Genomic DNA, 19675 nt, shown 5'->3' with positions numbered 1-19675 from the left:
GATTGGCAGAGGCGCCCCGGCGCCCTGCTTTCGCCCGATCGGACGGGCAGGGTCCGGCGCATCGTCGTCACCGCCCCGACCTGCCGCGAGCCTCCCCCGAGCGCCATGCCGATCGCCGCCTCTCTCAGACCTCGCGTCCTTGCCGCCGCGCTCGGCCTCGTTGCCGGCCTTGCGACCGTGAGCCCGGCCTGGGCCCACCCCCATGTCTGGATCACAGCCAAGGCCGAACTCGCCTACGAGGCGGGCCGCGTCACCGGCATCCGCCATGCCTGGACCTTCGACCCCGAATACACCGCCTTCCTGACGCAGGGGTTGGACGCCAACGGCGACGGCAAGGTCTCGCCCGAGGAACTTCAGGGCTCGGCCAAGGAGCATGCCGGCAACCTCGCCGAGTTCGCCTACTTCACGAAGCTCAAGGTGGCCGGCAAGGAGCAGGCCTTCGCCGAGCCGCAGGAGGCGCGCATGGCCATGGAGGGCGGCAAGCTCACCTTGAGCTTCCTGCTGCCGCTGAAGACCCCCGCCGCCCAGGGCAAGGGCGTCGCGGCGGTCGAGGTCTACGACCCGACCTACTTCATCGCCTTCAGCCTCGCCGAGGGCGCCGACGCGCTGCGCCTCGCCGGCGCCGCCCCTGGCTGCAGCATGACGGTGACGCGGGCGAAGAACACCGAACCCACGGTGGCTTCGGCCGGACAGTCGATGACCGAGGCGATGTTCGAGGCGCTGACCGCCGCCTCGAATTACGGCGAGCAATTCGCCAACCGGGCCATCGTCGCATGTCCCTGACCGCGACCCTGCGCCCCGCGGGCGTGGCGGCCGGCCGGTGGCCGCTGCGGCTGGCGTTCGCCGCCGGGGCGGTGCTGGCGGCCGCCGGTCTCCTTAGCGGCATCGCCTGGGCGCTCGGCCCCGTTGCCGCGCCGCCGCCGCGCTCGCCCTTCGGCATCGGTTTTCGCGAGGCCGCGCCCGCGACGACCGGACTCGGCGGCTGGCTGCTCACGGTCCAATCCAACTTTTCGAGCCAGCTTCGGGCTGCCGTGTCGGCCTTGAAGGCGGGCGGCCCCTGGATGCCGCTCATCGTGATGGGCTTCGCCTACGGCGTGTTCCACGCCGCCGGGCCCGGCCACGGCAAGGCGGTGATCGCCGGCTACATCGTGGCCGGCGAGCGTACGCTGCGGCGCGGCTTCGCCCTGAGCGCCGCGGCGGCCCTGCTCCAGGCTCTCGTGGCCATCGCCATCGTGCTGGTCGGCGTCCTCGTCCTCAACACGACCGCCGCGGGCATGACGCGGGCCGGCACCCTGATCGAGACCGTGAGCTTTGCCCTCGTGGCGGGGCTCGGCGCCGCGGTGACGTGGCGCAAGGCGGGGCGGCTTGCCGGCCTTGCCACCGACGCGCCGCCCGAGGCGTGCGGTCCCGGCTGCGGCCATACCCACCTGACCGATGCCGCCGCCCTCGACCGGCTCGGCGGCTGGCGCGAGCGGGCGGGCGTGGTGCTCGCCGCCGGCTCGCGTCCCTGCGCCGGGGCGGTGCTGATCCTCGTGTTCTGCGCCGCGCAAGGCCTGCTCGCCGCCGGCATCGCCGCGACCTTCGCCATGGCGCTCGGCACTGCACTCACCACCGGGGCGCTCGCGAGCCTCGCGGTGTTCGCCAAGGCCCTGGCGTTGCGCCTCGCGGGCGGGCGCGGGCAGGCCGGCGCGCTGGCGGTCGGCGGGCTCGAATTGCTGGCCGGCGCCTTCGTGCTGGTGCTCGGGCTTGCCATGCTGTCGGGATTGGCGACCGGCTTGGGTGGCTAAACGCCCTCTCGCCAAGTCCCTCGAAGCTGTGCAAGCTTCTCTCGGATCGGGAGGAGCCCTGCTTGAGCGAACACCACGCCCTCGACGCCTTCGCGCCCCTCCTCAACTGGCGGCTCTTGAAGGGCTCCCACGCTTTCCCCGGACCGGACGGGGGCACCTGCATCAACGAGGCGGCGATGGTCGCGGCGGGGCTGCCCTACCGGGCGATCACCGCGAGTGAGGATTGTCCGCCCTGCTTCTCGCGCCCGTTGGCGGCCTACGCGCTCGGCCTCAACGACGCCATGCCGGAGGCCGAGCGGCAGGGATTGATGGCGTTCGTGCTGCGGCTTTCCGGCTCGGTGGATGCGCCCGCGGTCGAAGCCGCCCGCACCGCCTTCCTCGCGCTCGAGAGCGCCCGCCGCATCCTGCCGCCGCTGCTCGACGCCGCCGGATTGCCGGCGCTCGCCGCACGCTGCGAGACGGCCTCCGACGCGGGGGCGGCCAGGGTTGCGCTCCGTGCCGCCGAGATGCAGGGCGGCGCGCTGTCCCACGCCGCCGCCGGCCGCCATGCCTGGATCGCGGGCGCCCGCGCCTCCGCCGTGTCGCGCACCGCCACGGCGGCTTTGCGCGCCTTCGACGACCCGCGCAGCGCCGCCGAGGTGGCCGAGGGGGCAGCGCCCTTCGCGGATGGGACGTGGCCGATCGCGCTCGGCCTCCTCGACGCGGCGCTTCGGATCGGCCGGCAGGCCCCGGAGATCGACCTGCCCTCCGCCCGCGAACGCCTGGAAGCGGCGCGGGCAAAAGTTCAGCCATAGGCGCGCGGGCGCGGCTCCGCCGTGAGGTCGACGTCGAGCGCCTCGCAGTTGGCGAGCCAGCGCCCGGTCAGATGGTAGAAGAAGGTGCAGTGGCCGACGACCCCAATGGTCCGCTCCGGCCGCGCCCGCAGCCAGTCGCGAAACCCCGAGACGCGTTGGTCGAACAGCGTCCGCGGCTCGACATGCCAGCCGTCGGGCCCGGCCTCGCCGTCCGCGTACCACCACGTCTCGGGAAGATGGCCGACTTGGAAGGCCGGAAATTCCTGCGCCAGCACCGAGGCCGCCCGGCCGATGTCGCAACTGCTCTCCTGGCATTCACGGTGGAGCACCTCGACCAGCACATCCGGCCGCGCCGGGTGATCGGAGAAGATCCCGGCAGTGGTCTGAAGCGCCCGGGTCAGCGGCGAGGTGACGACGAGTTCGAAGGGAATCGCGCGCAGAGCCGCGCGGGCCGCAGCGACCTGGGCGTGGCCGCGCTCGGACAGGCGCGCATCGATATGGCCGGGGTCGCGCCCCGTCGCCTCGTGATGCGCGTTGAACGTCGATTCGCCGTGGCGGATGCAGACGATGCGGGTGGTGGAAGGCGGGGTCGAGCGGGACATCGCCCCGATGTAGGCGGTTCGCGCGCCGCGGGAAGCGGGCCGTGACGCCGCGCCCGATCTCCGCACCGATCCGGACGAAGCGTCACCATAAGCGGGCAATGGCGCCGCTTTCCGGACATCGCGGGCCGCCCGGGTGCGGAGCGGGGCCGAAGGTTGGCGAAGCGTCCCGTGGCGGCGCAGCGTCCGCTGGAGGAGCCTTAGCAGGAACCGGCCACCGGGCCGGCATCCGCCGATGGAGGCTCCCATGCTCTCGCTTCCCCACTCCCCGCATCCCCGATCACCGCTCGCGCACCCGGCTCCGGGCCTGACGCGCAACTTGCTGCTCGGGCCGCTGATCGCCCTCCTGCTCGCCCTCATTGCCGGCATCACGCCCGCTCGCGCTCAGGACGGCAGCGGCACGCTGCTGCTGCGCTTCGACGGCGGCACGCCCGTCGAGGCGCCCCGCCTCAAGGCGGACGCCGCGATCACCGTGAGCGGCCCGACCGCACGGGCGACGGTCACCCAGGCCTTCCGCAACACGACGAGCGAGTGGGTCGAGGGTACCTACCTGTTCCCGCTGCCGGAGGATGCGGCGGTCGATACGATGAAGCTCGTGGTCGGCGACCGGGTCATCGTCGCCGACATCCGCGAGCGCGCGGCGGCGCGGCGCGTCTACGAGGCGGCAAAGGCCGAGGGCAAGGCCGCCGCGCTCACCGAGCAGCAGCGGCCCAACCTGTTCACCAACGCGGTCGCCAATATCGGCCCTGGCGAGACCGTGCTGGTGCAGATCGAATACCAGCAGCCCGTGCGGTCCTCCGCCGGCACCTATGCCTTGCGCCTGCCGACCGTTGCCGCCCCGCGCTACAGCCCCGCTCCCCCGGCGGTGATGGCCATCGTCGAGCGGGGCGCCGCCGATCCCGTCCCGGATCGCGAAACGATCGCGGCCCCGGTACTCGACTCGGCCCGTCACGCGCCGAGCAACCCGCTGACGCTCACCATCGATCTCAAGGCCGGCTTCACCCTGGGCCAGGTGCGCAGCGCCACCCATGCGGTCCGTATCGAGGAGCTGTCCGCGAGCGAGCGCCGCATCACGCTTGCCGACGGCGCCGCCGCCGCCGACCGCGACTTCGAGCTGACCTGGAATGCGGCCCCCGGCGAGGCACCCTCGGTCGGCTTGTTCCGCGAGCGGGTGGCGGGGGCTGAGGCGGTGCTCGCCGTGGTGACCCCGCCGGAAACCGCCAGCCCGGCCTCGCCCGTGCCCCGCGACGTGGTGTTCGTCATCGACAATTCCGGCTCCATGGGCGGCGCCTCGATGCGGCAGGCTAAGGCGAGCCTGCTCATCGGCCTCGACCGGCTGGGCGCGGGCGACCGCTTCAACGTGATCCGCTTCGATCACAGCTTCGACACGCTGTTTCCCGATCTGGTGCCCGCCGACGCGGGCCATCTGATGCGCGCCAAAAGCTTCGTGGCGGGGCTCCAAGCGAGCGGCGGCACGGAGATGCTGGCGCCACTCCAGGCCGCCCTGCGGGACGCGACGCCGGAGGAGACGGGGCGTCTGCGTCAGGTCGTGTTCCTCACCGACGGCGCCATCGGCAACGAGGCGCAGATCTTCTCGGCCATCACGACGGAGCGCGGGCGCTCGCGGCTGTTCATGGTCGGCATCGGCTCGGCCCCGAACGGCTACCTGATGCGCCACGCCGCCGAACTTGGGCAGGGCAGCTTCACCCAGATCGACACGCCCGATCAGGTGACCGAGCGGATGCGCGCCCTGTTGGTGAAGCTGGAAAGCCCCGCCGTCACCGACCTGACCGCGACCTTCTCCGAGCCCGGCATCGACGTGACGCCGGCTCGCCTGCCCGACCTCTACCGCGGCGAGCCGCTCACCCTCTCGGCCCGGATGGGGCAGGCCCGCGGCACCCTGACCCTCTCCGGCCGCATCGGCGGACAACCCTGGCAGACGCAGCTGCACCTCGATGCGGCGCAGGACGGGACCGGCATCGGCAAGCTCTGGGCGCGGGCGAAGATCGCAGAGGCCGAGACCGCGCGGCTGACCAGCGGGCTCACGGCGGAGGCGGCCGACGCGGCGATCCTGCGGCTGGCGCTCGACTACGGGCTGACGACGCGGCTGACCTCGCTGGTGGCGGTGGACGCCACCCCGCGCCGGCCGGCCGGGATGCGACTCGCCAGCACCGAGCTGCCGCTCAATCTGCCGGCCGGCTGGGACTTCGAGACGGTGTTCGGCACGCAGGATGAGGCGCCGCAGCTTCCCCCGCCGCCGCGCCAGCGCCGCGCCGCGGCCCCGGCCACGCAGATCGCTGCCGCGCAAGCCGTGGCGCTGCCGCAGACCGCCACGGATTTCGAGATCCGCGCATGGCTCGGAGCGCTGCTGCTGGCCCTCGGTCTCGTCCTCTCCCGCGGCCGGCTCGCAGCGTGAGCGGGATCGCACAACAGGGCACCGCATCGCGGCGCTCGGGTCGGAGGGGCTTCGCGGCTCTTCCGGTCCCCTTGCCGGCCTTCCTGCTCGCCGCGGCCGGTTTGGTTCTGCTGGCGCAGGCGGCCTGGATTCCGGCCAAGGCGGCTCTGGCCCAGGTGCTTCTGGAGCGCGCCTTCGCCCGCACCTTGGCCGAGGGCGTGCCCGCCCGCCCCTGGCCCTGGGCCGACACGGTGCCGGTCGCCCGCATCGGCTTCCCCCGGCTCGAAGAGCGCTACGTGGTGCTTGCCGGCTCGAGCGGGCAGGCGCTGGCCTTCGGGCCCGGCCATGTCGAGGGTACGCCAGAGGCAGGCGAACCGGGAATTGCGGTCTATGCCGCCCACCGCGACACGCAGTTCCGCAGTCTCGGCCGCGTTGCGGTCGGGGACGTGATCGCGGTGGAGCGCCGCGATCGCGTCACCGTCCGCTTCCGTGTCACAGGGCGCCGGGTCGTGCGCTGGGACGCCTCCGGTCTCGACCCGCAGGCGCCGGGCCGCCGCCTCGTCCTTACCACCTGCTGGCCGCTCGACGCGGTGACGCCGGGGCCGGAACGGTTGCTGGTGGAGGCGGCGCTCGACGAAACCGCCGAGCCTTGACGCTTCCCTCCTCTGTGCGGTTCTGTGCGGATCCGTCCGGAACCGCACGCGATGTCGCTGATCGAGGCCGATCACCCCGAGACCGAACTCCCCGCCGGGCAGAGCCGCGCCATCGCGGACGCCGTGCGCGAGGCCCTCGCCCGCCGCCGGATGTCCCGGCAGGCGCTCGCGGACGCCGCCCGCATCAGCATCTCGACTCTTGAGAAGGCGCTCTCCGGCCGCCGGCCCTTCACGCTGGCCACCACGATCCGCCTGGAGGAGGCGTTGGGGTTGCCCCTGAGGATGCAGGCCCCCGCGCTGCCGGTGGCGGCCCCGGAAAAGGCCCGCCACGCGCCGGAGGAGTTCGGCTCCTATACCCGCGAGGCGGTGGCCTTCCTGACCGGGCGCTACCTAACGCTCCGCCCCTCCTTCGGGCAGGCGGGGGCGATCTTCGCCTACCGCACCGAGATCGCCTGGGACGCCGACAGCGCCCGTCTCGTCTTCCGTGAAGCCGAGCGGCTCGACGCGCCGTTCGCGCAATCCGGCACCGTCTCGGTGCCGAACCAATCGGGCCAGATCTACCTCGTCACGAACTTCCAGGGGCAGTACCGGCTCGCCGTACTCGGCCGCCCGACGATCCAGGGCGAGATGTTCGGCATCCTGACGACCCTGTTCTCCGGCCGCGGCACGCAGCTGACCCCGGCGGCCACCCCCCTCGCCCTGGTGCCGGAGCGCGGGGCGCTGGCCGAGGGCGCGCAGTACGGGCGCATCACCGCCGGCATGGCCTGCGAGCCGGCCTACCGCCGCCTCCTCGACCGGGTGCGCGAGGATGTGTTCGCGGTGTTTCCCGGCTGCGGGGAGGGGACGGCCTGAGCCGTCAGGCGGTGCTCGACAGCTTCATCAGCACGAGGCCGCTGACGATGAGCACCGCCGCCAGAATGCGGGTGGCGTTCATCGCCTCGCCGAGGAACGCGATGCCGACGATGAAGGCGCCCACCGCGCCGATGCCGGTCCAGATCGTGTAGGCGGTGCCGAGCGGCAGGCTGCGCATCGCCCAGGCGAGGCAGGCGAAGCTTAAGCCCATGGTGACGAGGGTGATGACGCTCGGCCAGAGGCGGGAGAACCCTTCCGACTGCTTCATCGCGAAGGCCCAGACGACCTCCAGCAAACCGGCGAAGACGAGAACGATCCAGGCCACGGCAGCCTCATGCAGTTCATGAGCCGGGCCGTCCCGGACTTCGGCCCTGATGGGGGAGAGGACGTTGCCTCGCGCGGGGTGAGCTAAAGTCTGAGGCACCGGAGTCACGTGTGCCATCGCACGGCGGCGGGCGAGGGGCTATTCCAGCCGCACCACTACGCTGTCGCTCGCACCTGCCGCATCCATCACCGAGATCCGGGCGAAACCGGCGCCTTCCGGGCTCCACTCCGATTGCCGGCGCATCGCCTCGGCCACCGGCAGGCCATCGACCATCCAGGTCAGCGGCGGCTGGCCGCCCAAGGCCTTGAGGGCGAGGCGGGCCTGCGCGCCTTCGCTGATTCCGAGATCGACCCGTGCGCCGTCCGGCGGGTAGGCGATCTTGAGCGGCACACCGAGGGTCGCCGCGAAGGTTTTCGGGGCGTCGCGGCGGATGTGGCGCAGGGGCGGCGGCAGGGCGGCGGTGGTGGCGACGAGGGCGTCGCGGGGCCGGGGCAGGGCTTCCGGCTCGCCGCCGAAGCGGGCGAAGGCGTCGAACAGGATCGGGGCGGCGTGGCTGCGCCCGACCAGCCCCGGCACCGAGGCGCCGTCGGGGCGGCCGATCCAGACGGCAATCGTGACGCGGGCATCGAAGCCCACCGCCCAGGCGTCGCGGTAGCCGTAGGAGGTGCCGGTCTTGAAGCTGATCCGGCCGGGCAGGGCGTTCTCGGGCGGCGGGGCGCCGCGCAAGGTATCGGCGACGTACCAGGCGGCCACCGAATCGGCGACCCGCCGCTCCGGCTCGGGTGCGGCCGGCGGCCCGTCGAGGCGCCGGGCCAGCGCCGGTACGGTGCCGGAGCGTGCGAGACCCGCATAGAGCCGGGCGAGGTCAGTGAGCGTGATCCCGAGCCCGCCGAGCGCTACGGGCAGGCCCGGCGCCGTGTCGCGCGGTAGCAGGATCGTCGCGCCGGCGCCCCGCAGCCGCGCGACGAAGCGGGCGGCGCCGACCGCATCCAGAAGATCGACCGCGGGCAGGTTGAGAGATTGTTGGAGCGCGACCCGCGCCGTGACCGTGCCGCGAAACCCCATGTCGAAGTTTTCCGGGGCGTAGCTCGCGGCAAAGCGCGCCGGGCGGTCGTCGAGGAGCGTTTCCGGGTGGGCGAGCCCATCCTCGAAGGCGAGCGCGTAGATGAAGGGTTTGAGCGCCGAGCCCGGCGAGCGCACCGCCTGCGTGGCATCGACGGCGCCGGCGCGGGCCGCATCAAGATAGCCGGCGCTGCCGACATGGGCGAGCACCGCGCCGCTACGGTTGTCGATGGCGAGGATCGCGGCGGAGAGCGCCGGGCCGGCGGCCGCCGCGCGCTCGGTCGCCAGCGCCTCGAGGCTCGCCTGAAGGCGGGCATCCAGCGTTAGGTGCTGCACCCGCGCGTCCGGGTCGGCGGCGTGGGCCTGCTCGGCGGCGTGGGCGGCAAGCATCGGGAACTGCTTTCGGAATCCCGGCACCGGCTCGGCCTTGGCCGCGCGCGCCTCGGCGGCGGTCAGCACGCCGCGCTCGGCGGCGATGTCGAGCACCCGGTCGCGGGCGCGCCGCGCATTGGCGGCGAAGCGGTCGGGCCGGCGCGCCTCCGGTGATTGCGGCAGGGCGACGAGGAGCGCGCTCTCGGCAAACGACAGACGGGCCGGCTCGCGACCGAAATAGGCCAGACTCGCCGCCCGCACGCCCTCGACCGGGCCGCCATAGGGGGCCAGCGCGAGATAGAGGTCGAGCACGCCCGATTTGCCGAGTGTACGCTCCAGCTCGACCGCGCGGACCATCTGCCGGAGCTTTGCGGGAAGCGAGCGCTCGGCCCGCGGCTCGACGAGGCGGGCCACCTGCATCGACAGCGTCGAGCCGCCCGACACGATCTTACCGTGCGCGAGCCATTGCCACGCGGCGCGCAGCGTCGCCGCCGGATCCAGGCCGGGATGGCTGTCGAAGCGGCGGTCCTCGTAGGCCTTGAGCATGGCGAAGTATCGCGGATCGATCGCGTCCGCGGTGACGGGCAGCCGCCAGCGCCCGTCGGCGGTGGCGAAGGGGCGCAGCAGCTGTCCCTTCCGATCGAGGATGACGGTGGAGCGGAGCGAGGCCTGGGTCAGGTCGAGGGGCGGGAGGGTCGTGGCGTAGCGCCAGAGGGCGCCCGCCAGCAGAAGCGCGACGATGACGAAGAGGGCGAGAAGAGCCCTCCTCCCTCTGCGGGGGAGGGTGCCTGCGGAGCAGGCGGGAGAGGGGGCGACGTGTCCGGAGAGGGCGTTCCCCTCACCCGACCCGCTTCGCGGGCCACTCTCCCCCGCAGAGGGGGGAGGGGGAGGCGGCGTCGCGCATCATCGCCCTACTTCGCCGCGGTCACCTCGACCGATCCGAACGCAGTGCGCCCGAACCGCTCGGGGCGGTACATATCCTCGACGCTCGCGCCCGGATGCACGTAGCTGCCGGGCGAGACCACGCGCACGGTGTAGGCCGCCGAGAAGAAGGCGGATTGCTCCGGTGTGCGGTCGTAGGCGGCCACGAACCGGTCGTCGCGGAACTCGGTATGGACCGGGGCCACCTCGCTCTTCGCGAAGCTGAGGCTTGAGAGCGCGTCGGCGTCGAGGAGCTTCGGGTTATCGATCTCCAGCCCCGCGGGCAGGCGATCGACCAGCAGCAGGCGCCCGGCGCTGGCCTTGGCCTCTGTCACCTTCAGCACCACGACGAGGCGGTCGTTCTGGCGCAGCGGCTTGGCCAGATCCACCGGGCTGCCGTCGAGCCGGTAGACGTTGCGCTCGACCGTGAAGCCCTGCGAGGCTGCCGGCTCCGGGGCGATCGGGTTGCCCTGGACACCGATCGCGACCAGCACCGCCTCGCGGCCGGCATTGACGATCCGCACCGGCCGCGCCTCCAGGGCGGGGGCCCGGTAGAGCCGCGAGAGCGGTCCGGTCTCGGTCTTGCCGTCGATGGTGAGCGCGAGGGTGTCGGATTCCTTAGCGAGGCTCTGCGCCGCCAGCACCATCCAGGCATTCTCCTGGGTGCTGGTCGAGCGACCGTCCGCCCGCTCCTGGCCGAGCACGGCCGCGACCGGTTGCAGCGTCGCTTGAGAAAACCCAGCCTCGGCCGAGAGCGCCAGCAGGGCGGCGCCGTCGCGCAGGCGCGAGCCATAATCGGCGCGATAGGTGCCCCGGTCGCGCTCGGCCTGGAGCGCCTGCACCGCCGCCTCGAAGCCTTTTTGCGCCCGGCCGCGATCACCGAGGAGGGCCAGCGCGGCGGCGAGCTGCCCGCGGCCGAGCGGGGTGGCGAAATCGCTGAGCTTGGTGTCGGCGAGGTAGCGCAGGTCCCCCATCACCGGCCGGCCGTTGCGGGCGAGCACGTAGGCCGCGTAGGCCAGATCCATGCCGCCATTCTCGACATTGGTGGTGTTGGCCACCGTGTTGCGCAGGCGGTCGAGCGCGCTGTTGAAGGCGGTCTGCGGCACGGCAAAGCCCCGCTCGCGGGCGCGGGTGAGGAAGTCGGTCACGTAGGCGGCCAACCACGTGTCGCCGGCATTCTCCGTGGACCACGCGCCGAAGGCCCCGCTCGAATCCTGGCGCGCCAGCACCCGTTCGATTGCCCCGCGCACCCGCTCGTCGAGTTTCCCGTCGAGGCCGAGCTTTTCCGTCGCCGCGAGCGCGTTGACGTAGAGCAGCGGCATCGCCCGGCTGACGATCTGCTCGGAGCAGCCATAGGGGTAGCGGTCGAGCGATTGCAGCAGCGCGGCGACGTCGATGCCGCTGAGGCGGTTGGCCGAGACCGAGACCGCTCCGGTGCCGGGCAGGATGTCGGCGAGCAGGTCCGGCGTCAGGTCGAGGCCGGCGCCGGGCTCCAGCGGGCGCACATTGCGGCGGACCAGCGCCCCGGTGCCCGGATTGATTCCGAGCGCGAAGGACTGGCCGGCGCTGCCCTGGATGCCGGGGCCGGTGAGGCTCAGGTCGAGCCGGGCCGTTCCGGGGCCGGCGGCGGTGATCGGGATCACGAGCTGCCCCTTGGCGCCGGCCTCCAGGCGCAGGGTGGAGTGCACCGCCTCGCCCGCCACCACGACGGGACCGGTGAGGTCGAGATCGACGGTGTAGTCGCCGGCCGCCCCCTCGACATTGTCGAGGGCGACGAAGAAGCGCGAGCGGTCGCCGACATTGAGGAAGCGCGGCAGGGTGCCGGTGAGCACGACGGGATCGCGGACGATCACGTCGGTCTGGGCTTGGCCGACCCTGGCCTTGGTCCAGGCAGTCGCCATCAGCCGGGCGGTGCCGTTGAAGGCGGGCAGCTCCAGCGGAATTTTCGCTGTACCGTCGGCGCCGACCGTGACCACGCCGGAGTAGAGCGCGAGCGGGGCCTGGGTCGGAGGCGCGTCGGCAAGTTCCGCCGCGCCGCCGTCGCCGCCGGAGCGGATCGCGCCGAGCGTGCCCTGCATGCCGTCGATCAGGTAGCCCCAGAGATCGCGGATCTCGGGGCCGAGCGCCTTCTGGCCGAAGAAGTAGCCGAACGGGTTCGGCGCTTCGTAGCGGGTCAGGTTGAGGATGCCGACATCGACCGCCGCCAGCGTCACCCGCGCCTCCTCGCCAGCGGCGAGACCGGCGAGCTTCACCGGCACGGTGAGGGTGCCGCGGGGGCGCACCTTCTCCGGCGCCTCGATCGCGACGGAGAGGCCGCGCTTCTCCTTATCGACGGAGAACCAAGCGACGCCGAGCGCCCGGCCCGGCATGCGCTTGGCCGCCTGGTCGAGCGGCCGGTAGGCGGTGGCGACGAGGTAGGCGCCCGCGCCCCATTCCGCCTTGACCGGAATATCGACACTGGTGCCGCCCTCCGCGACCGTCACGTCCCGGATCTCGTGCACCCGGTCGCTGACGATGGCGAGCGTCGCCGTGCCGGCGAATTTCGGCGCGAGCCGGGCGCGCAGCCGCTCGCCGGCCGCGTAGGCGCCCTTGTCGAGGGTGAGGTCGAGAAGATCGGGCACATCGGCGCTCTCGGAGCCGCCCCAGCCGACGGTGAAGGACACGCTCGCCGCCGCCTGCGGCTGGCCCGGCACGCTCGCCTCCAGGCGATACTGGCCGAATCCCACCGGCACGGCGATGCGCGCGGGCGCCTCCGCCCCGATCGCCACGCGCCCGTCGGCGATGCGGCGGCTGGATTTGACCGGCTCGAAGCTCCAGCGCCCGTCGGCACGGTACCATTGGTAGGTCCGATCCACCTTCGACAGCGTCCAGGTCACGCCGTCCTGTGTCAGGCGCCGGCCGTCGGGCGCGGCCATGGCGACGTCGAAGGTCGCGGTCGCGTTCTCGGCCAGATCGCCGCCAAAATTCTTGCGGATCGCCAGCACCGGCTGGGCCGGCAGGATCGGCAGGGTCACGCTGCGGCTGAGCGCCCGGCCGCCCGGCTCGCCGACGGCGAGGGTGATCTTGGCTTCCAGCGCGCGGGGGGCGGCCACTTCCTGTACCGGCACGGTGATGGTGGCATGGCCCCGCGCGTCGGTGGTGGCCTTGGCGTCGATCTCGGCCGTGGTCGCCTCCACCGCCTCGTCGTCGAGGCCGATGGAGAAGCCCTCCAATCCCTTGATGCCGGAATTGGCCGCCGCCTGAACCGCGACGGAGCCCGAGACGTCGAGCCCCGTGCCCGGCGCGCCGTAGAGGTAGCGCGCGGCGACATCGATGGTCGCGGCCTCGCCGCGGGTCAGGCTCGGCGTCTTCGGGGTGAGGCTCACCTCCAGCCGCTCGGGCACATAATCCTCGACGAGCCAGCTCGCCTCGCCGACCGGCGGCGCCTTCGGATCGGTATAGGCCGAGACCCGCCACGTGCCGTGCATCGCGCCCGCCATCAGCGGCAGGGCGAGCGAGCGCCCGCCGAGGCCCTCGTCGGCGACAGCCGCGCGGCGATACTCGACGCCGTCGGGCCGCTTCACCACCAGCGTCAGCGGCAGGCCGGCCACCGCCGCCCCCTGGGGGTCGCGAAGAAGCGCGGTGAGCTGGACCGTCTCGCCGGAGCGATAGACGCCGCGCTCGGGGAAGACGTAGGCCTCGGCCCCGCCGGGGGCCGGGCGGCCCTTCACCCCACGGTCGGAGAGATCGAAGGCGCCGAGCGCCAGATCGAGGAAGCCGTAATCGTCGCCGACCTGCGCCACCACGAGGCCGGGTGCCAGCCCGCCCTCGCCGCGGGCGAGGCCGGCGGGGAAGGCGGCGTGGCCCTGGCCGTCGGTCTTGGCGGTCGCGAGCACATCGTTGTTGCGGGCAACAAGGCGGATCTCGGCGCCGGACACGGTCTTGGCGCTGGCGAGCGAGCGGGCGAAGACGTGGACGCCGTCGCGGCCCTTGAAGGCGGTAAGACCGAGATCGGAGACGACGAACCACTGAGTCGCCTGGGTCTCGTAGCCGCCATACTCGTCCTCAGACGAATCCGTGGTGCCGGTGGGCTTGGCCAGCATCAGGTAGAGGCCGGGCTCCAGCTTGCCGACCGCCTGGAGCACCGGGAAGGCGGTCACCGCCTCGCGGTTGGTCTCGGCCTTGGCGGTGTCGAGCGTGCCCTTCCAGACCCGCTGGCCCTTCTGGTCGGCGATGGATTTGGCCGTCGAGCCGCTGAGCTGGCTTAGGAAGTCTTCCGAGCGGAGCGCGGGCAGCAGGCCGCGGTCGCCGATGCGCAGCACCTCGACGTCGAGCTTGTCGGCGTTGACCGAGACCAGCGGCACGCCGGCCTGACCGGTGCGCGGCAGGACGTAGTTGCGGCCGGTGAAGCGCACTTGTGGCGAGCGGTCGCGAACGTAGACCTCGTAATCGGCCGATTTCAGCAGATTCTCGCCGACCGAAGAGGGCAGGCCCTGGCGCACGACGAAGGCGTAGCGCTCGGAATGTTTGAGCCCATCGACGCAGACCTGGGAGCCTTCCGCCGTGACGGCGGCGTTGGCGGCACCCGAGACGGTGATGTAGGGCGCGTAGTCGGTCTTCGGGACGAGACCTTCCGAGAAGGTGAAGCAGACCCGGGGCGCGGCGGCGTCCGAATCGACCTTGTAGTCGAGGATGCGGAAGCCGTGCTCCTCGCGCAGTTTCTCGTAAGCGGCACGGGTCTGCGCCTCGTCCCGGATCGCGAGGCTCGCGCGGTAGGCTTCCAAAGCGGACCGCCACTCGGACTGGGCCGCCTGGATCTCACCGAGCCGGGCCAGGGCGCGGGCCTCGTCCGCCGGGTTTTTGGCGCGCAGATAGCCCTGATAGGCGGCGGCGCTCGCGCGGCCCTTCAGCTTGAACCGGGCGGAATAGTCGGCGCGCTCCTCGTCGTTGCCGGCGGCAATGGCCGCGTTGGCGTAGTCGAGCCAATTTCGAACATCGTTCGGGTCGGCCGCGACGGCGGCGGCACGGGCGTTGAGTTCGGCGTCGGGCTCCCCGCCCTCGCTCTGGGCGGCGACCTCCGCCTCGCGCCGCCACTGCGCGGCGGTCTTGGCGCCGGGGGGCGCTTCGCTCTTGAGTGCGGTCTCCAACCGGACGCCCGCACTCGCCAGCGCCTCGCGCACGAAGGTCTTCGCGACCGGTGCGGTCGCCGATCTCAGGGGCGCAGTGGGGGGCGCGGCCGGACGCGGAGCCTGGGCCAGGGCCGGAACACCGAGCAGCATCGCGCCGATCAACGTCGCACCGAGGTGCCCGAGACTTTTGCCTTGGGACATGCGCGCGTCTCCTCCGACCGGTGCGCCCGAAGCAGGGGCGCCCGCGGCCGGCACGCTATCACTTGCCGCGCCGGCCGCAACGCTCACTCCGAGCCATCGGCGAGGAGGGGCCTCAGAACAGGCAGATCAGGGCGACGCCGGCCAGCAGAAGCAGCGCGCCGCCGAGCCGCGGCAGGTTCGCTTCGTGGACCGGCACGCCGAGCAGCCCGAAATGGTCGAGGGCGAGCGACATCAGCATCTGCCCGACGATGAGGAGGGCGACGACCGCGGCGGCGCCGATGCGCGGGATCAGGAAAATCGCCCCGACGACGTAGACCGCGCCGAGCAGGCCGCCGGTCCAGGCGTACCAGGGGGCGCGGGCGGCCGCGTCGAGCGAGGGCAACGGCTCGCGCAAGGTCAGCGCCAGGAGGCCAACGGCGAGGCCGCCGACGGTGAAGTTGACGAATCCCGCCCAGAGACCGGAGCCGAGTTCGCCCCTCAGCCCGGCATTGACCGCCTGCTGGACCACGAAGGCGACACCCGCCAGCGCCGCCGCACCGTACAATCCGATCTGCAGCAAAGCCGCGCCCTTCCGAATGCCTTGAAGTCCTGCGCCAAAGCTGTCGCCCGGGACCTGTCCGTCCACCGGCGTGCGATCACGATCCCGCAGGACGGCTCTGCGCTGCGGCTTGTGGGGGGCACGCTCTGGCTGGCATCATCCCCCGCACGACGAATCGAGCGGTGGTGATGACGGGACGGATGAGAGCTTTTCGCACCGGCCTACCGGCCCTGCTTGCCGCCGGACTTGCGACGGGCGCCCTCGCACAAGGGACCCTCCCACCGGCCGCGCCGGCCCGGCCGAAGCCTGCCGCTGCCCCCCAACCCGCGCCCGATCCCGCCTTCGAGGCGGCGCGGACGGCCTTCGAGGCCCTGCCCGAGGCGGAGCGGCGGGGGCTGCAAGATGCCCTGGTCTGGACCGGTGACTATAACGGCGTGACGACCGGGGCCTTCGGAAAGCGTAGCTTCGAGGGCATCCAGACCTACCAGACCCGCACGGGGGCCGCCCCGACCGGCCTGCTCACGCCACCGGAGCGCGCGGCGCTCAAGCGCGAGGCGGAGGAGGCCCGGCGGGCCGCGCGCTTCAAGGTCCAGCCCGATCCGGCGAGCGGCGTGGTGGTCGGGGTGCCGGAGGCGCTGCTGCCGAAAAAGAGCGCGATCCCCGGTGGCACACGCTGGCAGAGCGCCGACGGGCGGGTGACCCTCGACACCAAGTCGTTCCCGCAAGGGGAGACCAGCCTCGACGCCCTGTTCGAGCGCGCCATCGCCGCGATGCCCGGCCGCAAGGTCACCTACAAGCTGAAGAAGCCGGACTTCATCGTCATCACCGCCGAGACCGCGGGCGGGCGCTCCTATATCCGCTACGCCGAAGGCCCCCAGGGCATCCGCGGCTTCACCCTCGGCTATGACAGAACGTTGGCGGACACGGTCGATCGTCTCGTCATCGCGGTGGCCAACAACTTTTCACCGTTTCCCGAGGACGCGCCGGCTCCCATCGCTCCGACGGCGGCCACCGGCCCGGCTCCTCGCGCGCCCGCCTCCGGCCTGGCGGCCGCGCCCGCAGCACCGCCGCTGCCCGGCGTGCAGGCCGAGGCGCGCCCCGCCGCGACCGGCCTGCTGCTGGGCGGCGGGCGGGTGCTGACGGCGGCCTCCGCCCTCGAATCCTGCGCCGCGCCGCGCATCGGCGGTGCGGCGGCCCGGATCGAGCGGCGCGACGCGGCGGGCACCCTCGCGCTTCTGTCCGCCGAGGGGTTGGCGGGTGGCGCGCCGCCGCCGCTCCGCGCCGAGGCGGTGAGCGAGGGCGAGGCTCTGCTCGTGCTCGGTGCCCAGGCGAAGGGCCGCCCGAGCGTCGCCCCCGCCACCGCTGCCGTCGAAGGCGTTTATGCGCCGCTCCAGCCCGGCGCCGCTGGTGCGCCGGTGCTCGACCGGTCGGGACGGCTCGTCGGGCTCGTCGCCCGCTTTCCCACTGCACCCCGCCTGATCGCCGGGGTAATGCCGCCGACGCGCTATGCCGTCGTACCGGGGAAAGCCGTCGCGGCGTTCCTGGGCGAGAGCGGCCTGCCCGCCGGAGCGGGCAAGGACGCGGCCAAGGACGCGGGAAAGGATCTCGCGAAGGGCGCCGCGACCACGCTGGGCGGGGCGGCGGCGCCCGTTCTCGACGCCGTCGTTGCCATCACCTGCGCCCGGTGAGGGAAGTACCGGGCCTTAGACCCGGTTCGTCACCAGCAGCACGATCAGGATGATGATCAGCAGGCCGCCGAGGCCGAAGCCGGGGCCGCGGAAGCGACCGCCGCCGTAGAAGTTGCCGCCGCCGAACAGGAGCAGGATCAGCAGGATCAGGAGGATGGTGGTGATCGTCATCGGCGGAAGCCTCTTTGGTCCGCCCAGACCCCTTTGCCTGAGCGCCAACAGCAACGCTTCTGCCGGCGATTTCGTTCAGCCGGCTCGGGTCTTATCCCGCGGTCGTCTGGCCTCAGGCTCGCCAATCCGGCAGAGCGCCCCCGGTCTCTGCAAGCCACGCGGGAATCGGCAGGCTGCGCTCGCGCAGGAAGGCGGGGTTGAACAGCTTCGAGGCGTAGCGCGCAGCCCCGTCGCAAAGGATCGTCACGATGGTATGGCCGGGCCCGAGTTCGCGGGCGAGCCGGATCGCGCCCGCCACGTTGATGCCGGACGAGCCGCCCAGCGATAGGCCCTCCTCGCGCATCAGGGCGAAGATGATGCCGAGCGCTTCCGTGTCCGGAATCCGGAACGAGTGGTCGGGCGTGAAGCCTTCGAGGTTCTTCGTCACCCGGCCCTGGCCGATGCCCTCGGTGATCGAGGAGCCTTCGGCCTTGAGCGTGCCGGTGCTGTAATAGGCGTGCAGCGCCGAGCCCTCGGGGTCGGATAGGGCGATCTTCACGCCGGGCTTGGCCGCCCGCAGCGCCTCGGCCACGCCCGCGAGCGTGCCGCCGGTGCCCGCCGCGCAGACGAAGCCGTCGACCGCGCCACCGGTCTGCGCGAAGATCTCGGGGCCGGTCGCCTCGATATGGGCGCGGCGGTTGGCGGTGTTGTCGAACTGGTCGGCAAAGAAGGCGCCGGCCGCTTCCGTCTCGGCCAGCCGCTCGGCGAGGCGGCGGGCGGCGTGGACGTAGTTGTTCGGGTTGGCGAAGGGGACGGCGGGCACCTCGACCAGCCGGGCGCCGGCGAGCCGCAGCGTCTCCTTCTTCTCTGCCGATTGCGTCTCCGGAATCACGATCACGGTGCGGTAGCCGCGCACGGAGGCCACCAGCGCCAGCCCGATCCCGGTATTACCCGCCGTGCCCTCGACGATGGTGCCGCCGGGCCGGATCAGGCCGCGCGCCTCGGCATCCCGCACGATCGAGAGCGCCGCCCGATCCTTTACCGAGAGGCCGGGATTGAGGAATTCGGCCTTGCCGAGGATGGTGCAGCCGGTCTCCTCTGAGGCGCGGCGCAGCCGGATCAGGGGCGTGCCGCCGATGGCAGCGAGCACGTCGGGCGAGACGGCGGAGGATGCGGACATGCGGTGCGGCGGCCTTCCTGAGCGCCCGCGCGGGGCGGCGGATCAGGCAGGCTTAACCAACCGATTTTCAGGAATCCAGGTAGCCCGCCTCCCGCAAGGCGTCGGCGACGGCAGTAAAGAAGGGATCATCTGCCGCGGCGTCGTCCTGCGACAGCGTTCTTCCCCCGCCATCGGACGCGGTCTCGCTCCGGTCGAAATCCCGGAAGTCCTGCGACTCCGCCGGGTTTCCGGCCGATGCCGCGGATGCGCCGAGCCCGAACAGGCCGGCCGCGGTGAGGAGGGTCTCGTTCAGGGAGATCATGGCCGGCTCCTGTCTCGAAACGAGACGTCGCCAGCCTAATCGGTTCATGAAATCTTAGCAATATTGAGAGGCTGAGCCCAAAACAGCGTATCGGCCCTCATCGCTCCGGAGCGCCGGGGGCAGCGTAGAAGACGATCATGCCGCGCGTGCGGGCCGCTTTTGACGCCGCGTTCATTGCCGTCGCCGTGCAAAAGACCGCCGCGCGGCGCCCGCTTTTGAGAATTTCGCTTCCGCGGTTCGGCGAGCGGAGCGAAAACCCCGACCATCCGGACTGAGCCCTTCCGGCGGCCATTCGGCGCTTTCGGTTCAGCTCCGGTTCAAGCGCGACGGTGCAGTTTGGCCGCAGGTTGAGGGCTGTGATGTTCCTGCACCGGTTTTGGCGAACCGAGCCGCTTCGGCGCCGCAATCAGGCAGGATGAGCACTCCGTCAAGCTTATCCCGCTAGACGCTCCTCTCGCGGCGGTTCGATCCGCCGCCTTCGATGCCTGCCCCATTTTCTCTCAGTCGCGAATCCAATCCATGACGGTCGTCGCCCTCATCGCCTGCAACCTGCTGCTGGCGGGCCTTTTTTCCCTGGTCGCCGTCGCCCTCGACTGAGGGCCTCCCGAGACGACACCCGCCATGCCGTCGTGGGCAACAGCCCACGGCCGGCCATCGGGCGTTTCGTGAGGCGCTTTTGAGCGCCGCGCTCCCGCGCAAACCCGCACCGCACAGATCAAGAACCCCGGTCGCTCCGTCGCGGCCGGGGT

Annotated in this window: 16 protein-coding genes; 8 read left to right on the top strand and 8 right to left on the bottom strand. The window is 72.3% G+C overall.

Annotated elements, in window-relative coordinates:
- The first annotated feature begins 105 nt into the window (after nt 1–105).
- From OVA30_RS03385 to OVA30_RS03375, 3 genes are all read left to right on the top strand, one after another.
- Complete coding sequence (locus OVA30_RS03385; protein ID WP_265222707.1) at nt 106–783, top strand: DUF1007 family protein; 678 nt, start codon at nt 106–108, stop codon at nt 781–783.
- Complete coding sequence (locus OVA30_RS03380; protein ID WP_268174610.1) at nt 774–1787, top strand: nickel/cobalt transporter; 1014 nt, start codon at nt 774–776, stop codon at nt 1785–1787. The genes OVA30_RS03385 and OVA30_RS03380 overlap by 10 nt, the downstream gene beginning before the upstream one ends.
- A 62-nt stretch (nt 1788–1849) precedes the next feature.
- Nucleotides 1850–2581 carry a hypothetical protein gene (locus tag OVA30_RS03375; RefSeq protein WP_268174609.1) on the top strand — a complete coding sequence of 244 codons (732 nt, stop codon included), beginning with the start codon at nt 1850–1852 and terminating at the stop codon, nt 2579–2581.
- Here OVA30_RS03375 and OVA30_RS03370 read toward each other — a convergent pair.
- Nucleotides 2572–3183 (bottom strand): histidine phosphatase family protein, encoded by a 612-nt coding sequence (locus tag OVA30_RS03370; RefSeq protein ID WP_056112173.1) that lies wholly within the window; start codon nt 3181–3183, stop codon nt 2572–2574. The genes OVA30_RS03375 and OVA30_RS03370 overlap by 10 nt on opposite strands.
- A 244-nt stretch (nt 3184–3427) precedes the next feature.
- Here OVA30_RS03370 and OVA30_RS03365 point away from each other — a divergent pair, with 244 nt between their 5' ends.
- Genes OVA30_RS03365 through OVA30_RS03355 form a run of 3 tightly spaced genes read left to right on the top strand, consistent with a single transcriptional unit; the run spans nt 3428 to nt 7080 of the window.
- The gene (locus OVA30_RS03365) at nt 3428–5596 is read left to right on the top strand and encodes a marine proteobacterial sortase target protein (RefSeq protein ID WP_268174608.1); all 2169 of its coding nucleotides are present in this window, start codon (nt 3428–3430) and stop codon (nt 5594–5596) included.
- Nucleotides 5593–6228 (top strand): class GN sortase, encoded by a 636-nt coding sequence (locus OVA30_RS03360; protein ID WP_268174607.1) that lies wholly within the window; start codon nt 5593–5595, stop codon nt 6226–6228. Before OVA30_RS03365 ends, OVA30_RS03360 begins: the two co-directional genes overlap by 4 nt.
- A 51-nt stretch (nt 6229–6279) precedes the next feature.
- Nucleotides 6280–7080: a helix-turn-helix transcriptional regulator gene (locus tag OVA30_RS03355; RefSeq protein WP_253389108.1), complete on the top strand. Its 801-nt coding sequence runs from the start codon at nt 6280–6282 to the stop codon at nt 7078–7080.
- Between the two features lie 4 nt (nt 7081–7084).
- Here OVA30_RS03355 and sugE read toward each other — a convergent pair whose 3' ends face one another.
- The 4 genes from sugE to OVA30_RS03335 form a co-directional block, all read right to left on the bottom strand.
- The gene (gene sugE, locus OVA30_RS03350) at nt 7085–7405 is read right to left on the bottom strand and encodes a quaternary ammonium compound efflux SMR transporter SugE (protein ID WP_003607143.1); all 321 of its coding nucleotides are present in this window, start codon (nt 7403–7405) and stop codon (nt 7085–7087) included.
- Between the two features lie 138 nt (nt 7406–7543).
- Nucleotides 7544–9580, bottom strand: coding sequence for a penicillin-binding protein 1C (gene pbpC / locus OVA30_RS03345; protein ID WP_268177450.1), 2037 nt, complete (start codon nt 9578–9580; stop codon nt 7544–7546).
- 170 nt (nt 9581–9750) lie between these two features.
- Nucleotides 9751–15069, bottom strand: a complete 5319-nt coding sequence (locus OVA30_RS03340) for an alpha-2-macroglobulin family protein (RefSeq protein ID WP_268174606.1) — start codon at nt 15067–15069, stop codon at nt 9751–9753.
- 112 nt (nt 15070–15181) lie between these two features.
- Nucleotides 15182–15628 (bottom strand): DMT family transporter, encoded by a 447-nt coding sequence (locus OVA30_RS03335; RefSeq protein WP_265225246.1) that lies wholly within the window; start codon nt 15626–15628, stop codon nt 15182–15184.
- 179 nt (nt 15629–15807) lie between these two features.
- On the opposite strand from OVA30_RS03335, the gene OVA30_RS03330 reads away from it, so the two are divergent.
- Nucleotides 15808–17295, top strand: a complete 1488-nt coding sequence (locus OVA30_RS03330; RefSeq protein ID WP_268174605.1) for a trypsin-like peptidase domain-containing protein — start codon at nt 15808–15810, stop codon at nt 17293–17295.
- 15 nt (nt 17296–17310) lie between these two features.
- On the opposite strand, the gene OVA30_RS03325 is transcribed toward OVA30_RS03330, so the two are convergent.
- The 3 genes from OVA30_RS03325 to OVA30_RS03315 all read right to left on the bottom strand — a co-directional run bounded on the left by OVA30_RS03325 (nt 17311) and on the right by OVA30_RS03315 (nt 18926).
- Nucleotides 17311–17466 (bottom strand): DUF3309 family protein, encoded by a 156-nt coding sequence (locus OVA30_RS03325; protein WP_003603329.1) that lies wholly within the window; start codon nt 17464–17466, stop codon nt 17311–17313.
- 112 nt (nt 17467–17578) lie between these two features.
- Entirely contained in the window at nt 17579–18625 is a 1047-nt protein-coding gene (locus OVA30_RS03320; RefSeq protein WP_253389112.1) for a cysteine synthase A, read from the bottom strand.
- 67 nt (nt 18626–18692) lie between these two features.
- Entirely contained in the window at nt 18693–18926 is a 234-nt protein-coding gene (locus tag OVA30_RS03315; protein ID WP_003603325.1) for a hypothetical protein, read from the bottom strand.
- Nucleotides 18927–19063: 137 nt separating this feature from the next.
- Here OVA30_RS03315 and OVA30_RS03310 point away from each other — a divergent pair, with 137 nt between their 5' ends.
- Complete coding sequence (locus OVA30_RS03310; protein WP_268174604.1) at nt 19064–19201, top strand: hypothetical protein; 138 nt, start codon at nt 19064–19066, stop codon at nt 19199–19201.
- The last annotated feature ends 474 nt before the right edge of the window (nt 19202–19675 follow it).

The organism is Methylorubrum sp. SL192 (genome assembly GCF_026672325.1).
GTDB lineage: Bacteria > Pseudomonadota > Alphaproteobacteria > Rhizobiales > Beijerinckiaceae > Methylobacterium > Methylobacterium extorquens.
Note: the sequence above shows the minus strand (reverse complement) of the source record. Positions and strands in the feature narration are given on the sequence as shown.